General features: G+C 66.7%; 17 protein-coding genes. 6 read left to right on the top strand and 11 right to left on the bottom strand.

Going from position 1 to position 17,893, the window contains the following annotated elements; genetic code table 11:
• Nucleotides 1-418 precede the first annotated feature (418 nt).
• Together ABQY64_RS20570 and ABQY64_RS20565 are read right to left on the bottom strand one after the other, a co-directional pair.
• Nucleotides 419-1,351 carry an XVIPCD domain-containing protein gene (locus tag ABQY64_RS20570; protein WP_349779563.1) on the bottom strand — a complete coding sequence of 311 codons (933 nt, stop codon included), beginning with the start codon at nucleotides 1,349-1,351 and terminating at the stop codon, nucleotides 419-421.
• Nucleotides 1,352-1,367: 16 nt separating this feature from the next.
• On the bottom strand, nucleotides 1,368-2,225 hold the full coding sequence (locus ABQY64_RS20565; protein WP_349779562.1) for a DUF6393 family protein: 858 nt from the start codon (nucleotides 2,223-2,225) through the stop codon (nucleotides 1,368-1,370).
• Nucleotides 2,226-2,416: 191 nt separating this feature from the next.
• Between ABQY64_RS20565 and ABQY64_RS20560 the strand changes: the two genes are divergently transcribed.
• Nucleotides 2,417-2,977 carry a hypothetical protein gene (locus tag ABQY64_RS20560; protein ID WP_080715755.1) on the top strand — a complete coding sequence of 187 codons (561 nt, stop codon included), beginning with the start codon at nucleotides 2,417-2,419 and terminating at the stop codon, nucleotides 2,975-2,977.
• 272 nt (nucleotides 2,978-3,249) lie between these two features.
• Here the strand turns inward: ABQY64_RS20560 and ABQY64_RS20555 are convergent, their stop codons facing one another.
• Both ABQY64_RS20555 and ABQY64_RS20550 read right to left on the bottom strand, forming a co-directional pair.
• A complete protein-coding gene (locus ABQY64_RS20555) occupies nucleotides 3,250-4,362 on the bottom strand; it encodes a type II toxin-antitoxin system RelE/ParE family toxin (protein ID WP_102582217.1) in 1,113 nt (370 codons plus the stop codon).
• Nucleotides 4,349-4,555, bottom strand: a complete 207-nt coding sequence (locus ABQY64_RS20550) for a hypothetical protein (protein WP_016902163.1) — start codon at nucleotides 4,553-4,555, stop codon at nucleotides 4,349-4,351. The genes ABQY64_RS20555 and ABQY64_RS20550 overlap by 14 nt, the downstream gene beginning before the upstream one ends.
• A 289-nt stretch (nucleotides 4,556-4,844) precedes the next feature.
• Between ABQY64_RS20550 and ABQY64_RS20545 the strand changes: the two genes are divergently transcribed.
• Complete coding sequence (locus ABQY64_RS20545) at nucleotides 4,845-5,351, top strand: hypothetical protein (protein WP_104599849.1); 507 nt, start codon at nucleotides 4,845-4,847, stop codon at nucleotides 5,349-5,351.
• 64 nt (nucleotides 5,352-5,415) lie between these two features.
• On the opposite strand, the gene ABQY64_RS20540 is transcribed toward ABQY64_RS20545, so the two are convergent.
• A complete protein-coding gene (locus tag ABQY64_RS20540; protein WP_016902165.1) occupies nucleotides 5,416-6,681 on the bottom strand; it encodes a phosphatidylserine/phosphatidylglycerophosphate/cardiolipin synthase family protein in 1,266 nt (421 codons plus the stop codon).
• Between the two features lie 178 nt (nucleotides 6,682-6,859).
• Nucleotides 6,860-7,408, bottom strand: coding sequence for an RNA 2'-phosphotransferase (locus ABQY64_RS20535; RefSeq protein WP_166769277.1), 549 nt, complete (start codon nucleotides 7,406-7,408; stop codon nucleotides 6,860-6,862).
• Nucleotides 7,409-7,800: 392 nt separating this feature from the next.
• On the opposite strand from ABQY64_RS20535, the gene ABQY64_RS20530 reads away from it, so the two are divergent.
• Nucleotides 7,801-9,162, top strand: a complete 1,362-nt coding sequence (locus ABQY64_RS20530) for an MFS transporter (protein ID WP_024939637.1) — start codon at nucleotides 7,801-7,803, stop codon at nucleotides 9,160-9,162.
• A 234-nt stretch (nucleotides 9,163-9,396) separates the two neighbouring features.
• On the opposite strand, the gene ABQY64_RS20525 is transcribed toward ABQY64_RS20530, so the two are convergent.
• From ABQY64_RS20525 to ABQY64_RS20505, 5 genes are all read right to left on the bottom strand, one after another.
• Nucleotides 9,397-11,598 (bottom strand): FUSC family protein, encoded by a 2,202-nt coding sequence (locus ABQY64_RS20525; RefSeq protein WP_349779561.1) that lies wholly within the window; start codon nucleotides 11,596-11,598, stop codon nucleotides 9,397-9,399.
• The gene (locus tag ABQY64_RS20520; RefSeq protein WP_349779560.1) at nucleotides 11,595-13,055 is read right to left on the bottom strand and encodes an efflux transporter outer membrane subunit; all 1,461 of its coding nucleotides are present in this window, start codon (nucleotides 13,053-13,055) and stop codon (nucleotides 11,595-11,597) included. Before ABQY64_RS20520 ends, ABQY64_RS20525 begins: the two co-directional genes overlap by 4 nt.
• Nucleotides 13,052-13,972 (bottom strand): efflux RND transporter periplasmic adaptor subunit, encoded by a 921-nt coding sequence (locus tag ABQY64_RS20515; RefSeq protein WP_349779559.1) that lies wholly within the window; start codon nucleotides 13,970-13,972, stop codon nucleotides 13,052-13,054. Before ABQY64_RS20515 ends, ABQY64_RS20520 begins: the two co-directional genes overlap by 4 nt.
• Nucleotides 13,969-14,187: a DUF1656 domain-containing protein gene (locus ABQY64_RS20510; protein ID WP_024939640.1), complete on the bottom strand. Its 219-nt coding sequence runs from the start codon at nucleotides 14,185-14,187 to the stop codon at nucleotides 13,969-13,971. Before ABQY64_RS20510 ends, ABQY64_RS20515 begins: the two co-directional genes overlap by 4 nt.
• A 102-nt stretch (nucleotides 14,188-14,289) precedes the next feature.
• A complete protein-coding gene (locus ABQY64_RS20505; RefSeq protein WP_047129764.1) occupies nucleotides 14,290-14,745 on the bottom strand; it encodes a MarR family winged helix-turn-helix transcriptional regulator in 456 nt (151 codons plus the stop codon).
• Between the two features lie 131 nt (nucleotides 14,746-14,876).
• On the opposite strand from ABQY64_RS20505, the gene folE reads away from it, so the two are divergent.
• From folE to ABQY64_RS20490, 3 genes are read left to right on the top strand one after another with little or no spacing between them, the layout of a single operon-like run.
• Nucleotides 14,877-15,479: a GTP cyclohydrolase I FolE gene (gene folE / locus ABQY64_RS20500; RefSeq protein ID WP_016902173.1), complete on the top strand. Its 603-nt coding sequence runs from the start codon at nucleotides 14,877-14,879 to the stop codon at nucleotides 15,477-15,479.
• Between the two features lie 19 nt (nucleotides 15,480-15,498).
• Nucleotides 15,499-16,968, top strand: a complete 1,470-nt coding sequence (locus ABQY64_RS20495; RefSeq protein WP_016902174.1) for a DUF3375 domain-containing protein — start codon at nucleotides 15,499-15,501, stop codon at nucleotides 16,966-16,968.
• A complete protein-coding gene (locus tag ABQY64_RS20490) occupies nucleotides 16,955-17,656 on the top strand; it encodes a DUF4194 domain-containing protein (RefSeq protein WP_016902175.1) in 702 nt (233 codons plus the stop codon). The genes ABQY64_RS20495 and ABQY64_RS20490 overlap by 14 nt, the downstream gene beginning before the upstream one ends.
• Nucleotides 17,657-17,893: the final 237 nt, after the last annotated feature.

The raw sequence follows: 17,893 nt of genomic DNA, 5'->3' as shown, positions 1-17,893 counted from the left end.
AAAACGAAAGCCAGCGTCAGTTTCAACCAGGTAACTGCCTAATCGATAGCTAATCTAATGTCGGCTTCAGGTTTCGCTTGTACCTGTTGACTGCCGGAATAATCTAAAGCCCGCTTTAGATTCGATCACTGCCATGCGCATCCCAATCGACCGAGCATCCGACATCGACGCCTATATCCGCCCAGTCCGCAATGCGGAAGGCTTGCGGCAGGCGGCCAGGTCGCTGTGCAACTAGGCCGGATGTCCGAGCTGTTGCGGCAATTGGGCATCCAGGTCCGGCCAGACCTGCCGGACCCGGTAGATGAGCGATCCAAGTGATCAGCGCCGATGCGCCACGCAGCCTGGAACTGTGGCTGGGAGAGCGCCGCGGCGGCGAGCTGCGGGAGCAAGGCGATACGACTGCATTCCCAATTTCTGTTCACCGCATTCCAAGCGCACCATGACTTGGTTGGTCCACTGCGCGTGATGCCTCCTGCGTAGACGCTTGCATGGTCTGTTGATTGGCAACTTCGAGCTTCTGCAGGTTCTCGGCCAAGGGCTGCTTGACGGCTTCGGCTTTATCTACGTGCGTGCGTAATACATCCATGTCATTTCCTGGATTCTTGTACGTCGCGAAAATATTGCCGTTTGTGTGATTCGGAATAACGTCCTGGATCTCGGGCAGCGGCGGGCGATTGAGTTTGGCCTGGACCGCCAGAGCACCGGCAATGCGTTCCTTGTCTTGCTGATTGGTGTAGACGCCTGCATCCGGGCCGAGCTTATCGAGCCCCGCCAAGGCTTGCTTGAACAATGGGTCATCGCGTAGCCGCGCTTCCTGATGCGGATCGAGGGGTGCTCCGCCTGCGCTGAAGGTATGTCCTGAGTTACCTAATCCTGGCACCGAGGGCTGGATCGATTCGTCAAGCTGTCGTCCCGATGCAGGCGCCCAGTGGCCGAAAACGCCATCGTTCTTTGGTTCCGGAAGGCGTACATCTCGCAGAACGCTATCGGCCAGAGTGTTGGAGTTTTGCAACTGGGGATCGTAGGGATACTTGTCATCCTTGCTCTTGGCATTGGCGACCATGCGTGCCCAGGTTCCCGACAAGTCCGCACCGTGTGTGATCTCTTCGCGATATTGCTTTTGTCCAACCGCATTCGGATTGTCGCGATGATCGGGGTTGGCCCGGTTGTAGGGCAGATTAGTCTCAACATGCATCCGGCCATACGGCAATCCAGGTTGCTCATCGCCGGTCCAGCCGCTGATGGTGTGCTGGTTGCCCTCTTTATCTGTGTAGAGAAGGAATTTGTGATGGTACTCCTTGCCCAGCGCAGACCCGATGTTGCGATATCCAACTTCAATCTTCTCGTCCATGATGGTCTCCGTTGGCTTACTGATTCTTGATGTGGACGGCGTCGACGTGTGTCACCTTGCCGTCGGCATCCAAAGAAAAAGTCATCACAACGGAACGTGCATCTGGATCAAGCATTGCCTGCCCCTTATTGTCCCTGACGACCACCTTGCCTGGGGTGTCTTCAACAATCTTTGACGTTGGAGATTTGCTGAACGTCTCCAGCACCACCAACTTTGTTGTTCCCAGAGGAACGTACTTGGCAACGATGCTACTAACGTCGACCTGTTCGAATCGAACGGGCTTTTTTGATGCATAAATCTCTTCAAGCATTGGGCTGGCTCCTGATTTCATGGTGTCTTCCTGTGTCGAAGCGGTACGTGCAGTATCTGCATTGGCGCAGGATGAAAGCGGGAGCACCGCAAGCCCGGTAAGTGCAAGCGTTGCGGCCCACCCGTTTAGCACGATGCGTGGCATGGCGATCTCCTGATACAACCAATCACTTGAATAGAATGTCCGCGCGGTCCTGAGCCTTACCAGGCAGGCTGGTACATCAACACTCCTTCCGTGCAGACGATACCAGCGTACTACAAGCTTCCCATGGTTGATGAATAGCTGAGTTGGATCGTCAGGGCTGCCCAGGCGATCCATTTTGTGCCACATCCAAATGTATGCATTGAGATATTCCTGCAATCCACGCCTCTTCAAGTAGGCGACCACACTTCTACTGGCGTTACTGGAAGTTGCAAGTCCTAAGCGCTTCAAATAGCCGCTTTGCCTCGACTGATGCTTGACGTGAGCCGTGGACAGCGCGGTGTTCGCTCCCGAATTCCAAACTGCATCACGCAACGGCGTCGTTGAGACGATTTGCCGGGTTTGCAAGGTCTTGGTCTTCAACGATGAACCCACCAGCGGCGTGGCCAGCTGGTTGGCGTAGGTGTGGTGCTGCCACACACACGCATGTCGTCATCGTACGCAATCGATCATCTGCCGCTTGGCGTTATGCACAGGTGCCGTTGCGAATGTCCATTCAAGGCGCAAGCGGCAGCCGCTGCCGACACCTTGCATCACACCAGGGAACGATCGAAATGAAACGTAAAACCAGCTATCGCGGTGCGCTTGCGGCCTGTGGCCTCTCACTCGTCGTGGCCGCGTTGTGCATGGACGCTGCCGTTGCCGCACCGGTCACCGGGGCGGATACGGTCACGCTGAGCTATGTCTTTGCCACGCTGCAGACGGGCCAGCAAGATCAGAAGCCCGAAGACATTGCGGCCTGTCGCAAGCAGGTTTCCGCACCGGGTTCCAAGTACCTGGGCTCGGCGGTCACCACCAAGTACTCCATCGACGTGCAGTCCAAGATGATGTCTGCGTCCTCGTCGCTTCCATCGCCTGGGGGCACGCAGCCGATGACGGTGACGATACCGCTGTCACCGTTGGGCTTGTCCGGGGAGTATGCCTTCGGTGCGTTTCGGCCGAGCGCGCTGCCCAACACCTATGTGCTGTTCTCGGTCGGGCTGGACTTCAAGGGGCCGCAGTCGTCCGTGCTGGTTCTCAACAGCGACAAGACCTACAACTGCCTGGTGACCAGCAATCCGGCGCCGTTCAAGGGAGCCCTGGGTACCAAGTTGGGCAAAGACCAGGGCCGCTGATGTCTGCAACCGCCGGGTAATCGGTGAACGCGCCGAAGGCAGCTTCGGCTCGTTCGACTGCTGTTTTCAAAGCAGCACCTTAGAGGGGTCGGGCGAAATGGCGGTTTAGCACCGCACGCTCCAGATCAACTCCACGGGTCGATGACCTCCAACGCCATCGCTGCGAACGGTGCCGTGTCGCGAGTTGCAACGGTCAGGCCTTGCGCGGCTGCTATTGCAGTCATCCCCGCACCAGCAATAAGTGAAATCCGGGGCCAACCTGGCCCCACCACTCACCGATACGGCCCGGGCCCGCGCCATACCGGCTCGCCTTGCTTGTAGACCTCCATCATGTTGATGACCTCGCGGGCATCGCCGATGTCTTTGAGCTCCGGCGAGTCCGGCGGCAGCAGGCGGCATTTGCTGGAGCCGCGCTTGAGCGCGACTTCCAGCGGGCAGACCATCCGGTACTGGGTGCCGGGCAGGATGATGGCCACTTCCTTCATGCCCTGGTCGCGCCAGTTGCGCAGCTGGGTTTCGCTGCGCACTTCGTAATAGACCTGGTAGCCGCCCACATCCATGCTGGGTTGGGCGTTGTTGCGATCGCGGCGGCGGCCTTCGCTGATGGTGGGCGTGTTGGACATGCCGTCTTCGGCGGCATCGGCTTGTTCTTCGAGCATGCCCGGTGGGCGGCCGGTCCAGGTTTCGGGGCGGCGCTGCGGCGGCGACGAGGGTTCTGCCGGCGGCTGCGGCGGGGTGGGGCGCTGCACCGGTTGCGTCTGGCGCTGCTCGACCAGGCCGCCGCGGCGGGTGTTGCCTGCCGGCGGGATCGGGTTCTTGGCGGTCTTGACCAGGGTGGACTGCACCGGCGAGGCGGCCGGCGGCGGTTGCACGGGTGCGGGCGTTTGCGACGGCGGAGTCGGGGTCGGCGAGGGCGTGGGTTGCTCGGGCGTGGCGGTGTCGCCGACAAAATCCACCTTGGTGCGGCCGCCGCTGGCCGAGCCCTGCGGCGGGGTCATGGTGGGCGTGGAGGCCGACAGCAGGATCAGCAGCATCAGCACGTGCAGCAGAGCGCTGATTAGCGCGGCGATCCAGGGTTCGATGCGTTCGATCAGCGGCTCGGTGCGCGGCAGCCAGTCCTGCGTCTCCAGGCGGACGTGCAGCAGCTGCAGCGCGTCGTCGCGCACGCGGTAGACCAGCACGTAGGGCGTTTGCTTGACCACCCATTCGCGGGTGCCGGCAACGCGGCCGGCGCGGCCGCGGCCGGGTTGCTCGGCCAGGGTGCGGGTGGCTTCCAGCACCTGCCGCGCCATCGCGGCGGCGGCGGTCGGGTTGAGCGCGTGGTAGTGATCCTGGGCGTGTGCGAGTTGCCTGGCGGCCGGGACGGTCCAGTCACGCCGCAACATCAACGCCCCATCTGGCGAACAGTGCGCTCACCTGTGCCGGCGCGGCAAAGGCGCCCTGATCCGCTGCGGCCATGCCGTCCAGCACGGCGGCCTCGAAGCTGGCGGCGTCCACGACGCGAACCACGTCGTCCCATCCTGCCGTCTCGGGCAGCGTGTCGATCAGCGTGCGGGCTTCTTGCTTGATGGCGGACATGGCACTGCGGTGGGGGAACTCTGCCGGCAAGTCTACCCGTGCGGCTCCGCTTCGCGTGTGGCAATGGCAGGCGCGCGACTGGGGCGTTCACCGGCGGTGGCCGGCAGGCCGGTCCTGCGCGAAGGTCGGTTGCCTGTCGCGATTGCCGCGCGCGGCGGTGTTCGCCCGGGCAACCCGCCTGTGCGCGCAGAACCCGCCTGTGCGCGCAGAAAGTGACACTTGGCACCTTGTTCGCTGCGGGGGCCGGTTTCATTCTGCGTCGGTCACCTCACCCCGCAAAGGAATCGCCATGCCCGCTGCTGCCATCGCACCGCTGACGCCATATCTGTCGATGGCGGCCATCGCCTTCCTCTACTACCGGCGCATCCGGCGCAGCTTCGGCCGCCAGCAATGGAAGCCGGTTGGCACTGCTGTGCGTGCGGTGGTGCTGCTCATTGCGGCGGCAGCGCTGGCGTTTGCGGTGTATGGCTTGCCGCAGGTTCGGCTGGGGATTGCCGTGGGAACGCTGGTCGGCATCGGGCTGGGCGCGCTGTCGCTGCGCTACACGCATGCCGAATGGGTGGAAGGGCGCGGCTGGTATACGCCCAATCCATGGATCGGCGGCGGCCTGACGCTGGTACTGCTCGGGCGCCTGGCCTGGCGCTGGGCCGATGGCGCCTTCAGCGCGGGCGCGGCGGCGGCCGGCTCGCAGGCCAGCCCGTTGACGCTGGGCATTGCCGCAGCGCTGGTGCTGTACTCGCTGGTGCACGTTGGCGGGCTGTGGTGGCGGCTGCGCCAGCTGCGGCTGCAGGCGTGAGCGCCTGCTCGAGTGTGCAGCGCTGAGCGGGTGCGCTTACTGCCAGGTGGGGGAAGGCCGTCGCCTACACCTGCGAGCGGAACGGGACCACCAGCTTCTCGCCCAGCTTCTGCCGCAGCGGCCGCTTGCGCCAGCGCTCCAGCGTGTACAGCTCGGCCCGTTGCAGGTCGCGCTCGAACACCTCGGTCATCTGCGCGGCCAGGTCACGGTCGTAGACATTCAGGCTGGCCTCGTCGTTGAGGCGGAACGAGCGGATGTCGAAATTGGTCGAGCCCACCGAGACCAGCAGGCCGTCGATGATCAGCAGCTTGGTGTGCAGCATGGTGGGCAGGAATTCGTGGATGGCGATGCCGGCCTGCAGCAGCGGCTCCCAGCTGGCCTTGGAGGCCAGCCGCACCGAGACCGCATCGATATGCTTGCCCGGCAGCAGCACGCGGATGCGCACGCCGCGCGCACGCGCTTCCAGCAGCGAACGGGTGATCAGCGCATCCGGCACGAAGTAGGCGGCGGCCAGGTCGATGGAGCTGCGCGCCGCGGCAATGGCGATCAGGTACATCAGGTGCATGCTCTCGCTGCCGCCGGCCGGCGAAGCCACGAACAGCTGCGCGTCGCTGTCGCCGGCCGGTGCCAGCTCGGGGTAGTACTCGGCGCCGTTGAGCACGCGGCCGGTTGTCTTGATCCAGTTGTCGTTGAAGGCGGCCTGCACCTGCGCCACCACCGGGCCTTCGATGCGGTAATGCGAGTCGCGCCAGTGCTCCGGGTCCTGCGCATCGCCCATCCACTGGTCGGCCACGCCAACGCCGCCGGTGAAGCCGATGCGGCCATCGATCACCAGCAGCTTGCGATGGGTGCGGTTATTGACGCGGTGCAGGTTGTACCAGGTCAGCGGGCGGTAGCGATGCACCTCCACCCCGGCGTCGGTCATGTCCTGCACCAGCGAGGCATCCATCTTCAGGCTGCCGCCCCAGTCGATGGTGACGCGCACCTTGACCCCGGCACGCGCGCGCTCGGACAGCGCCTGGCTGAACTCGCGGCCGATCTCGCCCGACCAGTAGATATAGGTTTCGAAGGTGATGGTGCGTTGCGCGCTGCGGATGGCGGCCAGCATCGCCGGGAAGATCTCGCTGCCGTTGTGCAGCACCTGGATCTTGTTGCCGGGCAGGATCGCCGGACCCAGCAACACCGACATCTCGCGTTTGAACTGCGGGTCGGCGACGTCGTAGCAATGGCTGGGAATGTGCTCGAGCTTTTTCTCGGGCGTGGCGAAGTTGAGCAGCAGCAGCCCCACCACCAGCGTGGTGACGACCGTGGCCACGATGATCCATGTCATGCATCCAACTCCGGTTCCCCTGCCATCGACAGCCCCAAGCGGCCGGCATTCTGGCAAGGCGGGCGGCATGGGGGCCGTGAAGGGGGATGCGTCCGGCGTCTGCGCGTGTCCGTGCCGGCCCAGGTGCTGGCCGGCACCGCGCACCGATACCGGTGGCAGGCCTGCGGCGTGCCTCAGCTCAGCGCGGGCGGGTCAGGAATGCTGCCGGAACCTGCGCGGTGAGCCAGACGCCGTTGTCGGCCTGGAAGAACCGCAGGCCGTCGCGATGCATGCGCCCGGCGTCGACCTGCAACACCACCGGCTCGCCGTAGCGCTGCCCCACCGATGCGGCGGTCTGCGGGTTGTCGGACAGATGCACATGGTGACGCTGGCCGGGGCGCAAACCCTCGGCCATGATCGCTTCGAGAAAGCGCGTGGCGGTGCCGTGATACAGCACCTCGGGCGGCACCCTGGCTTCGAGCTGCAAGGCCACGGTTGGCGTGGAATGCCCCTGCACTGCGCGGATCCGCTGCCCATCGGCAGACAGCGCAAAGCGTTTCTTGTCGCTGCCGGCGACCACCGCCTGGATCAGCTCCAGATCGAGCGCGGTGCCGTGGGCCCGGGCGCCGGCAATCAACGCGTCCAGTTCGGCCCAGCCCTCCGAGTCGAGCGTGAGTCCGATCGCCTGCGGCTCGTGGCGCAGCACGAAACTGAGGAACTTGCTGATGTCGGTGTGGTGCTTGCTCATGCGGCGGCGCCCAAAGCGTCCTTGCGGCCAGTGATGCCGGCAATTTTGACGCATCCAGGGGGCCAACGCGCGTGCTTGAGCCGTGGTGCCCGGCGGTGCCGGGACTGGTGCTATGTGACCCGGGGCATCGGCAGATTCCCCCGGGCTGCGTGCATTCATCGAGACGCTCAGGCAGGTGCTGCCGTAGCGAGTGCCGGGCGTCACTGGCAGAAACCAGCAGTTGCGCTGTTGCCCGCGGCCGCAAGCACCACACCGACGACTGCCGGAAGCGGGCTGAAGCGCGCGCCGCTGCCGGCCGTTGCCAGGCCTGTGTATGCGCCGAAATGCTTACATGCGTCACACAAGCACGCACCTATACTTCCGGGGTGTCCCACCCACAAGGTTCTGACTGCATGAGCGCACCCCCAACGTCTCCGATCGCCGCCGGTTCTGGCGCAGCCCCCGGTAGCCTTCGCCGTTCGGTGTCCAACACGCTCAAGGGATCGGCCGGCAATCTGGTCGAGTGGTACGACGTCTACGTCTACTCGGTGTTTGCCACCTACTTCGAATCGCAGTTCTTCTCCAAGGAAGATAAGAACGCCACGATGTTCGTGTGGGCGATCTTTGCGATGACCTTTTTGATGCGCCCGATCGGTGCGTGGTACTTCGGCCGCTTCGCCGACCGCTACGGCCGCCGGCTGGCGCTGACCATCTCGGTGTCGATGATGGCGCTGTGCTCGTTCGTCATCGCGGTGACGCCGACGGTGGCCACGATCGGCATCGCCGCGCCGATCATCCTGTTGCTGGCGCGCCTGCTGCAGGGCTTTGCCACCGGCGGCGAGTACGGCACCAGCGCCACCTACATGTCCGAGGCGGCGATTCCCGGCCGGCGCGGGTTCCTGTCTTCGTTCCATTACGTCACGCTGGTTGGCGGGCACGTGCTGGCGCAGACCACGTTGCTGGTGATGCTGCATTTCTTCGATGCGCCGCAGGTGTCCGAGTGGGGCTGGCGCGTGGCATTCGGCCTGGGCGGCATCGGTGCATTGGTGGTGTTCTGGCTGCGCCAGACCATGGACGAGTCGCTGAGCTCCGAATCCATCGCCGATTCGCGCACCGGCAAGGCCAAGGCGTCGGGCTCGATGCGCGAGCTGTTCGTCAATCAGTGGCGCCCGCTGCTGCTGTGCTTCCTGATCACCGCCGGCGGCACGATCGCGTTCTACACCTATTCGGTCACCGGGCCGAAGATGATCCAGACCGCGTTCGCCGGTGGCGACGTGATGGCCGGCACCATCATCAACCTGGTCGCGCTGACGGTGCTGATGCTGATGCAGCCGGTTGGCGGCTGGTTGTCGGACATCGTCGGGCGCAAGAGCCTGCTGGTGTTCTTCGGCATCGGCGGGGTGCTCTACACCTGGTTCCTGGTGATGGAGCTGCCCAAGCAGACCGACTGGCTGACCGCGTTCGCCATCCTCACCGTGGGCTTTGTGATCCTGACCGGCTATACCTCGATCAATGCGGTGGTGAAGGCGGAACTGTTCCCCACCCATGTGCGCGCGCTGGGCGTGGGCCTGGGCTATGCGTTGGCGAACTCCGCCTTTGGCGGCACCGCGCCGCTGTTGTACCAGGCCTCGTTGAAGACCGGTCACGTCAGCGAGTTCGTGATCTACGCGACAGCGGTGATCGCGGTGTCGTTGGTGGTCTACATGTTCTTCCTGACCAACAAGGGCAGCAACTGGCTGGACGACGAAGCGGCGATGCATCAGCGCAAGCGCTGATGCTCTGCCCTTCTCCCGTCGGGAGAAGGGCCCCGAAGGGGCGGATGCGGGGCGCCTCCGGTGACTGGCACGCCGACTGTGGTGAGCGCGTCGCCACGCGCCGCAAGGTGAAGCATCGATCCTGCGGTCGTGGATTGGTACACGACCCCTCACCCCAACCCGCACCGCGCCCCGGCCCGCGCCAGCAGCGGGGGCGCTCCAAGGCACGCGCGCCAGTGGCGCGCAGGCAGTGCCTTATCGCCCCGCAGGGAGAGGGGCCAAGGGCGGACGAGTACCGGCGTTTGCCTGGGAATGCGGCGCCGTCTGCGCAAACACGCTGTAACGCAAGCCGATCAACCCCAGCAGCGCTTCATCGCGATGTGCACCCGCCGGCACCTTGCCGACGCGCGCCAGCGACGCATCCAGCCGCGCACGTAGTGTGTCCGGCGCAGGCAGCGGGCGCCTGTGCGCGATCTGTTGCCGGTAGTGCGCGGCAACATCGGCCAGGATCGCGTTCACCGCCTCAACGCTCGGCTGCGGCAAACCATGCCGCGCGCTGCGCAGTTGCAGGATGTTCAAGCCCACGCGGACTTCGTTGAGCATATCCACCGAGGCCAGCTCGCTGCCTTCCGGTGTCAATGCCAGCCGGGGCGCGAGCAGGCCGAGCAGGTCCAGCATGCGGGCGGCAAAGTGCTGCCGGTCCTGCGCGCCGCGGCCTTCGGCGGCATCGGCCAGCGTGCGCCAGCCCTGGCGCACCAGCCGGCGCGCGCTCCATTCGGCGCCCACCGAGCGGAACAAGCGCGTCAGCACCACGGCAAATCCAATCCCCAGCACCATCGCCACCGCCGCGTTGACGAAGCTCTGGATATTGGCGTTGTAGGTGTTCTGCAGGCTCAGCAGCGCGGTGAGGTTCACCACCAGCGGCAGCGCGATCAGCATGGTCTTGGGGCGATGCAGCAACGCGCCGATCGGCAGGAATACCGCCGCCAGTACCAACACCAGCATCGGGAAATCGTGGATGGCCGGGAAGATGCCGAACAGATAGATGCCGGCGACCACGCTGGCCACCACCGCCCAGGTCAGGAACGACAGCATGCTCGGCGCCGGGTCGTCCTGCGCGGCGAAGAATGCGGCAGTCACCGCCGCCATCATCGCGCCGTTGCCGCCGCCTTCCCAGCCGATGCCGATCCACAGCACGCAGTACGCCATCAACGCAAAGCCCGCGCTCAGGGCGGAAAACGCGGCCATGCCGTAATCGATATGGCGGGGGGTACTGGCAGCTGCCGGTGCGTCGGTTGTGTTGCGCGGTGACCAGGTCAGGCGCTGCAGCAACGAGGATTGCGTGCGCGAACGCACAGCAGCTTCGCTTTGTTCAGTGTCAGCCCGTTCGGATGATTCCACCGTTGCAGCTTGTCTCGCCGCAGCCGGCATCGCGCGCAGCACCGGCGTCGCCGTGCCGTGCACCACCGCCTGCTGCAGCGCGCGGCAGTCCTGCCACAGGTCGAGCAGCTCTTCCAGCCGCAGCAGCAGGCTGGCCAGCAGCAGATGCTCGATGTCCTGATCCACCACCGGGCGCAGTGCGGCGATGCGTGCGCGCAAGGCGCCGACGTCCGCATCGCTGGGTGCGTCCTCGCCCTGGTCCACCCAGGCTGCGACGTCCTCCAGCAGCGCGGCGGTGGCGAGCGGCAACGCAGACCCATCGCGCTGCAACGCATCCAGCCGATCGGCCATCGACGACAGCACCGGCAGCAGCATCAGCATGCGTGCGCGCAGTTGTTCCAGCGTGGGGACGGCACCGGCATGGCGTGGGTCGTCGTGGCGGACGAAGGCAATCAAGGCCTCGAACTGCACCAGATCGGCGGCCAGCCGATTGCGCGGTGCCTGCGACGGGCCGCGCTGCAGCACCTGCCGGCACCATTGCGCGGCGTCCTGCATCCAGTTGCCGATGCGCGCGGTGAGCATCGGCTTGACCGAGGCGGGGAAGACCAGTGCGGCGAACAGCACCGCCATCACCGTGCCCAGGATGATCTCCTCGCTGCGCGCCACCACGGTGTCGAAGATGCCCTCCGGCGCGGTCACCGCCGGGAAGCCGATGAAGGCGGTGGTGTAGCCGGCCAGCAAAAACGCATAACCGCGCGGGCCGCGATTGAGCAGCGCCAGGAACAGGCAGGCCGACAGCCATAACGCCATCGCCGCACTGAGCAGCAGCGGCGTCTCCACCAGGTTCGGCAGCATCACCAGGGTGGCCGCGCCGGCCAGCAAGGTGCCGAGCACGCGGTACACGCCCTTGGCGCGGGTAGGGCCGAGCAGCGGCTGGGAGACGATGTAGACCGTGGCCATCGCCCAGTACGGCCGCGACAGGTTGCCGGCCAGCCCCACGTACAACGCCGCGATCGAGGCGGCGAAGGTCTTGGCCGAAAACAGCCAGGCCTGGCGATCGCGGAGCAGCGCACTCATCGCGCGGTAGTCGGGTCGGTGCGGCCGGCGGCTGCTTCCCAGCCGCCGCCCAGCGCCAGGAACAGCTGCAGTTGATCCTGCGAGACCTGCGCCTGCGCATTGGCCAGCGTCATGTCGGCGGTGGCCAGCGTGCGCTCGGCATCCAGGCTGGACAGATACGGCGTGCGCCCGCCCTGGTACAAGCGCCGGTTCTGCGCCGACGCCAGGTCGGCCTGTTGCTGCGCCTGTTCCAGCAGATGCAGGCGGTCCAGATCCTGCGCGTAACGCGACAAGGCGGTCTGCACCTCGCGCAGCGCCTGCAGCACGGTGTTGTCGAACTGCGCCAGCGCCGCGTCCGCGCCGGCTTCGGTGGCGCGCACGCGCGCACGCGCACCGCCGGATGGCAGCGTCCACGAGATCAGCGGGCCGAACGACCAGGCATGCGTGGCCGGCTCACCGAAGTCGGCCAGCAGGCCGGTGGCACCGATCGAGCCGCCCAGACGGATATCCGGATACAGCTCGGCGGTGGCCACGCCGATGCGCGCGGTGGCTGCCGCCAGCCGGCGTTCGGCCTGGCGCACATCCGGGCGACGCGCCAGCAGCGCGCGGCCGTCGCCGATCGGAATCGGGCGCTGCAGGGCCGGCGCGTGCGCACAGTCGTCCACGCCGGCCGGCACCTCGCCGGGCATCTTGCCGAGCAGCGCGGCCAGTTGGTAACCGGCGGCCTGGCGGCGCGCGCGCAGCGGCGGCAGCGCCGCTTCCAGCATTGCCACCTGCGCGGTGGCGCGGGCCAGATCGGGCGGGGTGCCGCGGCCGGCAGCGATCAGGCGCTGAGTGATGTCGCGGCTGCGCTGCTGCAACTGCAGCGAATGCTCGGCCACGTGCAGCTCGTGGTTGGCGTGGCAGATCTCCACGTAGCTGCCGGCCACCTGCGCGGCCACGTTGACGCGCGCCAGGTCGATCGCGGCCTGGGCGACCTGCGTGTCGGCCTGCGCGGCCTCGGCACCGCGTTGCAGCTTGCCGAACAGATCGAACTGATACGACACCCCGAACTTGCCGTCGGCCAGGTTGAACACCGGCAGTTTTTCCTGCTGCAGGAAGGCCTCGGCCGAGACCTGCGCGCGGCTGACGCCGGCCTCCACCTCGTAATCGAAACCGCCCGCGTCCAGCGCCTGTTCGTACACCGCGGCGGCGCGGCGCAGGTTGGCACCGGCCACCTTCAGCTCGACGTTGTCGCGCAAGGCCTGTTCGATCAGGCCATCCAGCATCGGGTCCTGGTACAGCGCCCACCAGCGTGCCGGCAGCGGCGCGCCGGCCTGCACCTGGTCGTTGCCGGTGTCGCCAAACGCGGCATTGGCGGCCGGGCGCTGGTAGGCCGACTCCGCCGGCACCGCGTAGTTCGGGCCGACCGTGGTGCAGGCGCTCAATGCGGCCAGCAGCGTGGCCAGTCCCAGGGGACGCAATACGGTGCGGTTCATGGCGCGGCCTTGGCCTGCACGCGGGCAGGCGGGGTGGCGGCGTCGCGCACGGCGTCCGGCAGGATGGTCACGGTGGCGGTGCGCCCGGCGATCAGCTGCACATGCGCCGGCACCCGATCCAGCACGATGCGCACCGGGATGCGCTGCGCCAGCCGCACCCAGTCGAATGCCGGGGTGACGTTGGGCAACGCGCCGGCGCTGCCGCTGCGGTAACGGTCCTCGATACCGGCGGCGATGCTCTGCACATGCCCGTGCAAGGTGGCCGGCTCGCCCATCAGGTGCACGTCCACGCGCTGGCCGGCATGCACGCCCTGCAGGCGGGTCTCTTCGAAATAGCCGTCGACGCGGAACGAGCCGGTATCCAGCACCGCCACCACCGGGTGCCCGGCGCTGACGTAATCGCCCACGCGCACGGTGCGGTCGCTGACATGGCCGTCGGCCGGGCTGCGCACCTGCGTGCGGTCCAGGTTGAGCTGGGCCAGGTCCACCGCCGATTGCGCGGTGGCCACCGCCGCCTGCGCTTTCTGCACATTGGAGCGGCGTACCTCGGCATCTTCGGCAGCCACCAGGTCCTGCAGGCTGCGGTCGCGCGCGATCTCGCGGCGCAACTGGCTCAAGGTGGCCTGGCGCTCGGCCAGCGCGGCGCGCGCCTGTTCCAGCGCGATCGCATAGCGTGCGCGGTCCACCACGAACAGCAACTGCCCGCGCCGCACCGCCTGGTTGTCGGCCACCGCCACGTCCTCCACCAGCCCGGACACATCCGGCGCCACCTGCACCACATCGGCGCCCACGTGCGCATCGCGCGTCCACGGCGCTTCCATGTAATAACGCCACAGGTGCTGCAGCACCACGGCCGCCACCACCACCATTGCCAGGGTCAACAGCGCCGGCCCCGCGTTCTTGATCAGCTTTTTCACGATTGCATCCAACGGGTAAGGGAAAACAGGCCGCCCAGCAGCGCGATGTACAGCGCCAGGTTGAACAGCGCCGGGTGCCAGATATGCCGGTACGCACCGGCCCGGGTCAGCAGCGCGCCGATGGCGCTGTTGAGCAGGTAGGCCAGCGTCATCAACGCCAGCAAGGTGGGAACGAACACACCGTAGAGACTGAATTCGCCGTACATCGGGCACATCCTGGGCAAGGGGGAACAACCACGTCCGGCGCCGTGCGCAATGCGCACCGGGCCATCCGGAACATCACAACCGGCGTCGCAGCGCGACGCCCGACAGCGGGCTCAGTCGGACTGACTCAGCCGCGCGTGCGCCTGCGCGATCTGCTCCCACAAGGTCAGCACCACCTGCACCTGCGCCTCGCTGAGCGCGCCAAACACCTCCGCGCGCAGCGCATCCAGGCGGATCTCGATACGCCCGACCAGCGCCTGGCCTGCGTCGGTGAGCCACAGCTGGTTGGCGCGGCGGTCGCTGCTGTCGGCCTCGCGGCGCACCAGCGCCTGCGCGCACAACTTGTCCAGCAGCCGCACCAGGGAGGGGCCTTCCATGCCCAGTTGCTGGGCCAGCGCCACCTGGCGGATGCCGCCGCCGGAGCGGCCGATCATCAACAACGGCCCGGTGCAGGCGCTGGACAGCCCGAATTCGGCAAATGCCTGGTCGGCCAGCCGCTGCCACTGGCGGGCGGCGACCAGCAGGCCGGAGCTGAGCTGGGCGCGGGGAGAGAGAACGCTGTTCGTCATAATAGATAGGATGCTATCAATTCAACAATGAATCAATAGTCACTGAACCCGGGCAAGCCGGCGCAACCGCCACTGGGGCCGCCGGCCCGTCCTCGGGTACCATGCTCGCCCCCTTTGGGTGCACCCTGCGCATGAGCCAGTCCGACCAGCCCGATTCCCCCGTCACCCAGGCCCAGGCCGAAGATGCCGTGCGCACCCTGCTGCGCTGGGCCGGCGAAGACCCGGCCCGCGAAGGCCTGCTGGATACCCCGCGCCGGGTTGCCGAAGCCTATGGCGACTGGTTCAGCGGGTACCGCGAGGAACCGCGCGAATACCTGGAACGCACCTTCGAGGAAGTGGCCGGCTACGACGAGCTGATCGTGCTGCGCGACATCTCCTACGAAAGCCATTGCGAGCACCACATGGCGCCGATCATCGGCAAGGTGCACGTGGGCTATCTGCCGCGCGGCAAGGTGGTCGGCATCAGCAAGCTGGCGCGCGTGGTGGAAAGCTATGCGCGGCGCTTCCAGGTGCAGGAAAAGATGACCGCGCAGATCGCCCAGTGCATCCAGGATGTGCTGCAGCCGCGCGGCGTCGGCGTGGTGGTGGAAGGCTCGCACGAATGCATGACCACCCGCGGCATCCACAAGCGCGGCGTCAGCATGGTGACCTCCAAGATGCTGGGCAGCTTCCGCGAGGACGCGCGCACCCGCGCCGAGTTCCTGCAGTTCATCGAAGTGGGCGGCAAGCGTTGAGGCAGCCGTTGCCGTCGCCATGAAGCACCAGGCACGTATCGCCGGCTATCGCCAATTGCGCGAGCAGCCGGTGTGGAAACTGCTGGCCGCCGACCACGCGCCGGAGCTGATCGGCCTGCTGCAGACGGTGTTGCTGGACGGCGAACGCCGCCTGCCCTCGGCCGTGCTGCACGAGCGCCTGCAACGCCAGCTCGACGCGCTGCGCGCCGACGAACTCTCGCGCGAGTTGCCACGCACCGCGCAGGCCTATCTGGCGCATTGGCTGGCGCAGGGCTGGCTGGAACGCCGCCTGCCCGAGGGCGCGGCCGAAGAAGAATACGAGCTGTCGCGCGCGGCCACCCAGGCCATCCGCTTCATCGTCGGCCTGCGCGAGAGCAGCAGCAGCGCCACCGAAAGCCGCCTGTCGCTGGTGATCCAGCAGCTGGTGCAGCTGGCGGGCCAGACCGAAGCCGACCCGGAGCTGCGCCTGGCCGCCCTGCGCGAAGAACGCGCGCGCATCGATGCCGAGATCGAACGCGTGGCCTCCGGCCGCGTGGCCGCGCTGGATGGCAAGCGCGCGCTGGAGCGTGCCCGCGACCTGATCCATCTCTCCGACGAGCTGGCCGAAGATTTCCATCGCGTGCGCGACGATTTCGAACAGCTCAACCGCCAGTTCCGCGAACGCATCATCGACGACGAAGGCGCGCGCGGCGACGTGCTGGAGCAGCTGTTCAACGGCGTGGACGTGATCGCCGACAGCGAGGCCGGGCGCACCTTCGAGGCGTTCTGGAGCCTGCTCAACGACACCCAGCAAAGCAGCCAGCTCGATCAGGCGCTGGATGCGCTGCTGGCACGCGGTTTCGCGCGCAAGCTGGACCGGCGCGAGCGCGCCTTCCTGCGCGGGTTGACCGGCACGCTGCTGGAGCGCGGCGGCGAGGTGCACACGGTGATGCAGCACTTCGCCCGCAGCCTGCGCGGTTTCGTGCAGAGCCGCGGCTATCTGGAGCAGCGCCGGCTCAATCAATTGCTCAAGCAGGCGCAGGGCGAAGCCTTACAGCTGCGCGACAGCCTGCACGCCACCACCGCCACCGGTTACACCCAGGCGTTGAGCGCGGCCCGCCTGCGTTCGCTGTCGCAATGGCGCCTGCACGACCCGCGCCTGACCCAGGTCGATGGCCGCGTGCAGGCCGCCGATGCGGCAGACATCTCGCTCGACAGCGTGGGCGATCTGGTCGCGCAATCGGAAATCGACGTGCGCAGCCTGCGCCGCGACCTGCACGAGCTGCTCGGCCAACGCCCGCGCCTGACCATCGGCGATGCGCTGCAGCAGCGTCCGGCCGCGCAGGGCCTGGGCAGCGTGATCGGCTACCTGTCGCTGGGCACGCGCCACGGCGTGGTGATCGATGGACAGATGGAAACGGTGCAATGGGAAGGCGGCGACGGCGCCCTGCGGCGCGCACGCATTCCGCTGGTGTGGTTCACCCGGGAGAAACGCAATGAACTGGACTGAGGACACCCGCCTGGATGCGGACGAGGACAGCGGCGCGTCGGTCGATGCCGGCCGCACGCCGCTGACGGAGACATCGCCTGCACAGCCGCGCGGCGAACTGTTCCTGGGCGACACCGGCACGCTGCCGTTCGACGCGCGGCGCGCGCTGTGCCAGCTGTTGGCCGGCCCCAGCATCGATGCGCAACGCCACGGCGCGTTGTGGCCTGCGCTGCTGCGCAACGAGGCGGCGATCCGCCAGGTGTTGTGCGAGCTGTTCCTGGAGCTGGTGCTGGACCGCGAGGGCGGGGTGGCCTTCACCCGGCAGGCCGACACCGCCGAGCTGGAATCGCCGACCCTGCTGCGCAGCGCCCCGCTGACCTTCATCGAGTCGGTGCTGCTGCTGTTCCTGCGCCAGCAACTGGCCGAAGCCGATACGCGCGGCGAGCGTGCGGTGGTGGACGAGGCGCAGTTGGTGGAGGCCTTGTCGGTCTACGAGAAGAACGTGTCCACCGACCGCGCCGGATTCGCGCGACGGGTGCTGACGGCGATCGGCAAGATGCGCGAGAACCAGTTGCTGTCGCGGCTGCGCGGCAGCGAGGAGCGCTACGAGGTCTCGCCGGTGCTGAAGTTGCTGTTCTCGGCCGAAGACGTGCAGGCCCTGGTGGTGGCGTATCGCGGCTTGCGCGAGGGTGACGTTGCGCTCGACTAAGTGCCTTCTCCCCTCGGGAGAAGCTGCCCGAAGCGCGGATGAGCGGACGGCCGATCGCAATGCCCGATGTATGGCGCCCGGGATGCGCGGAGTTTGTGTAGTCGTGCGTTGTGCGACGGATGTCGGCTCTCACGCCCGATCAAACGCGATCACTTTTCCACGGGCTGCAGCAAGGCATCCAGCTCCCTTATCCGCCGCCGCCGCCGCCCCACGTCAACGCAGACCACCGCACCCGTA

This window comes from Xanthomonas sp. WHRI 7065 (assembly GCF_040203115.2).
GTDB classification, from domain to species: domain Bacteria; phylum Pseudomonadota; class Gammaproteobacteria; order Xanthomonadales; family Xanthomonadaceae; genus Xanthomonas; species Xanthomonas arboricola.
Note: the sequence above shows the minus strand (reverse complement) of the source record. Positions and strands in the feature narration are given on the sequence as shown.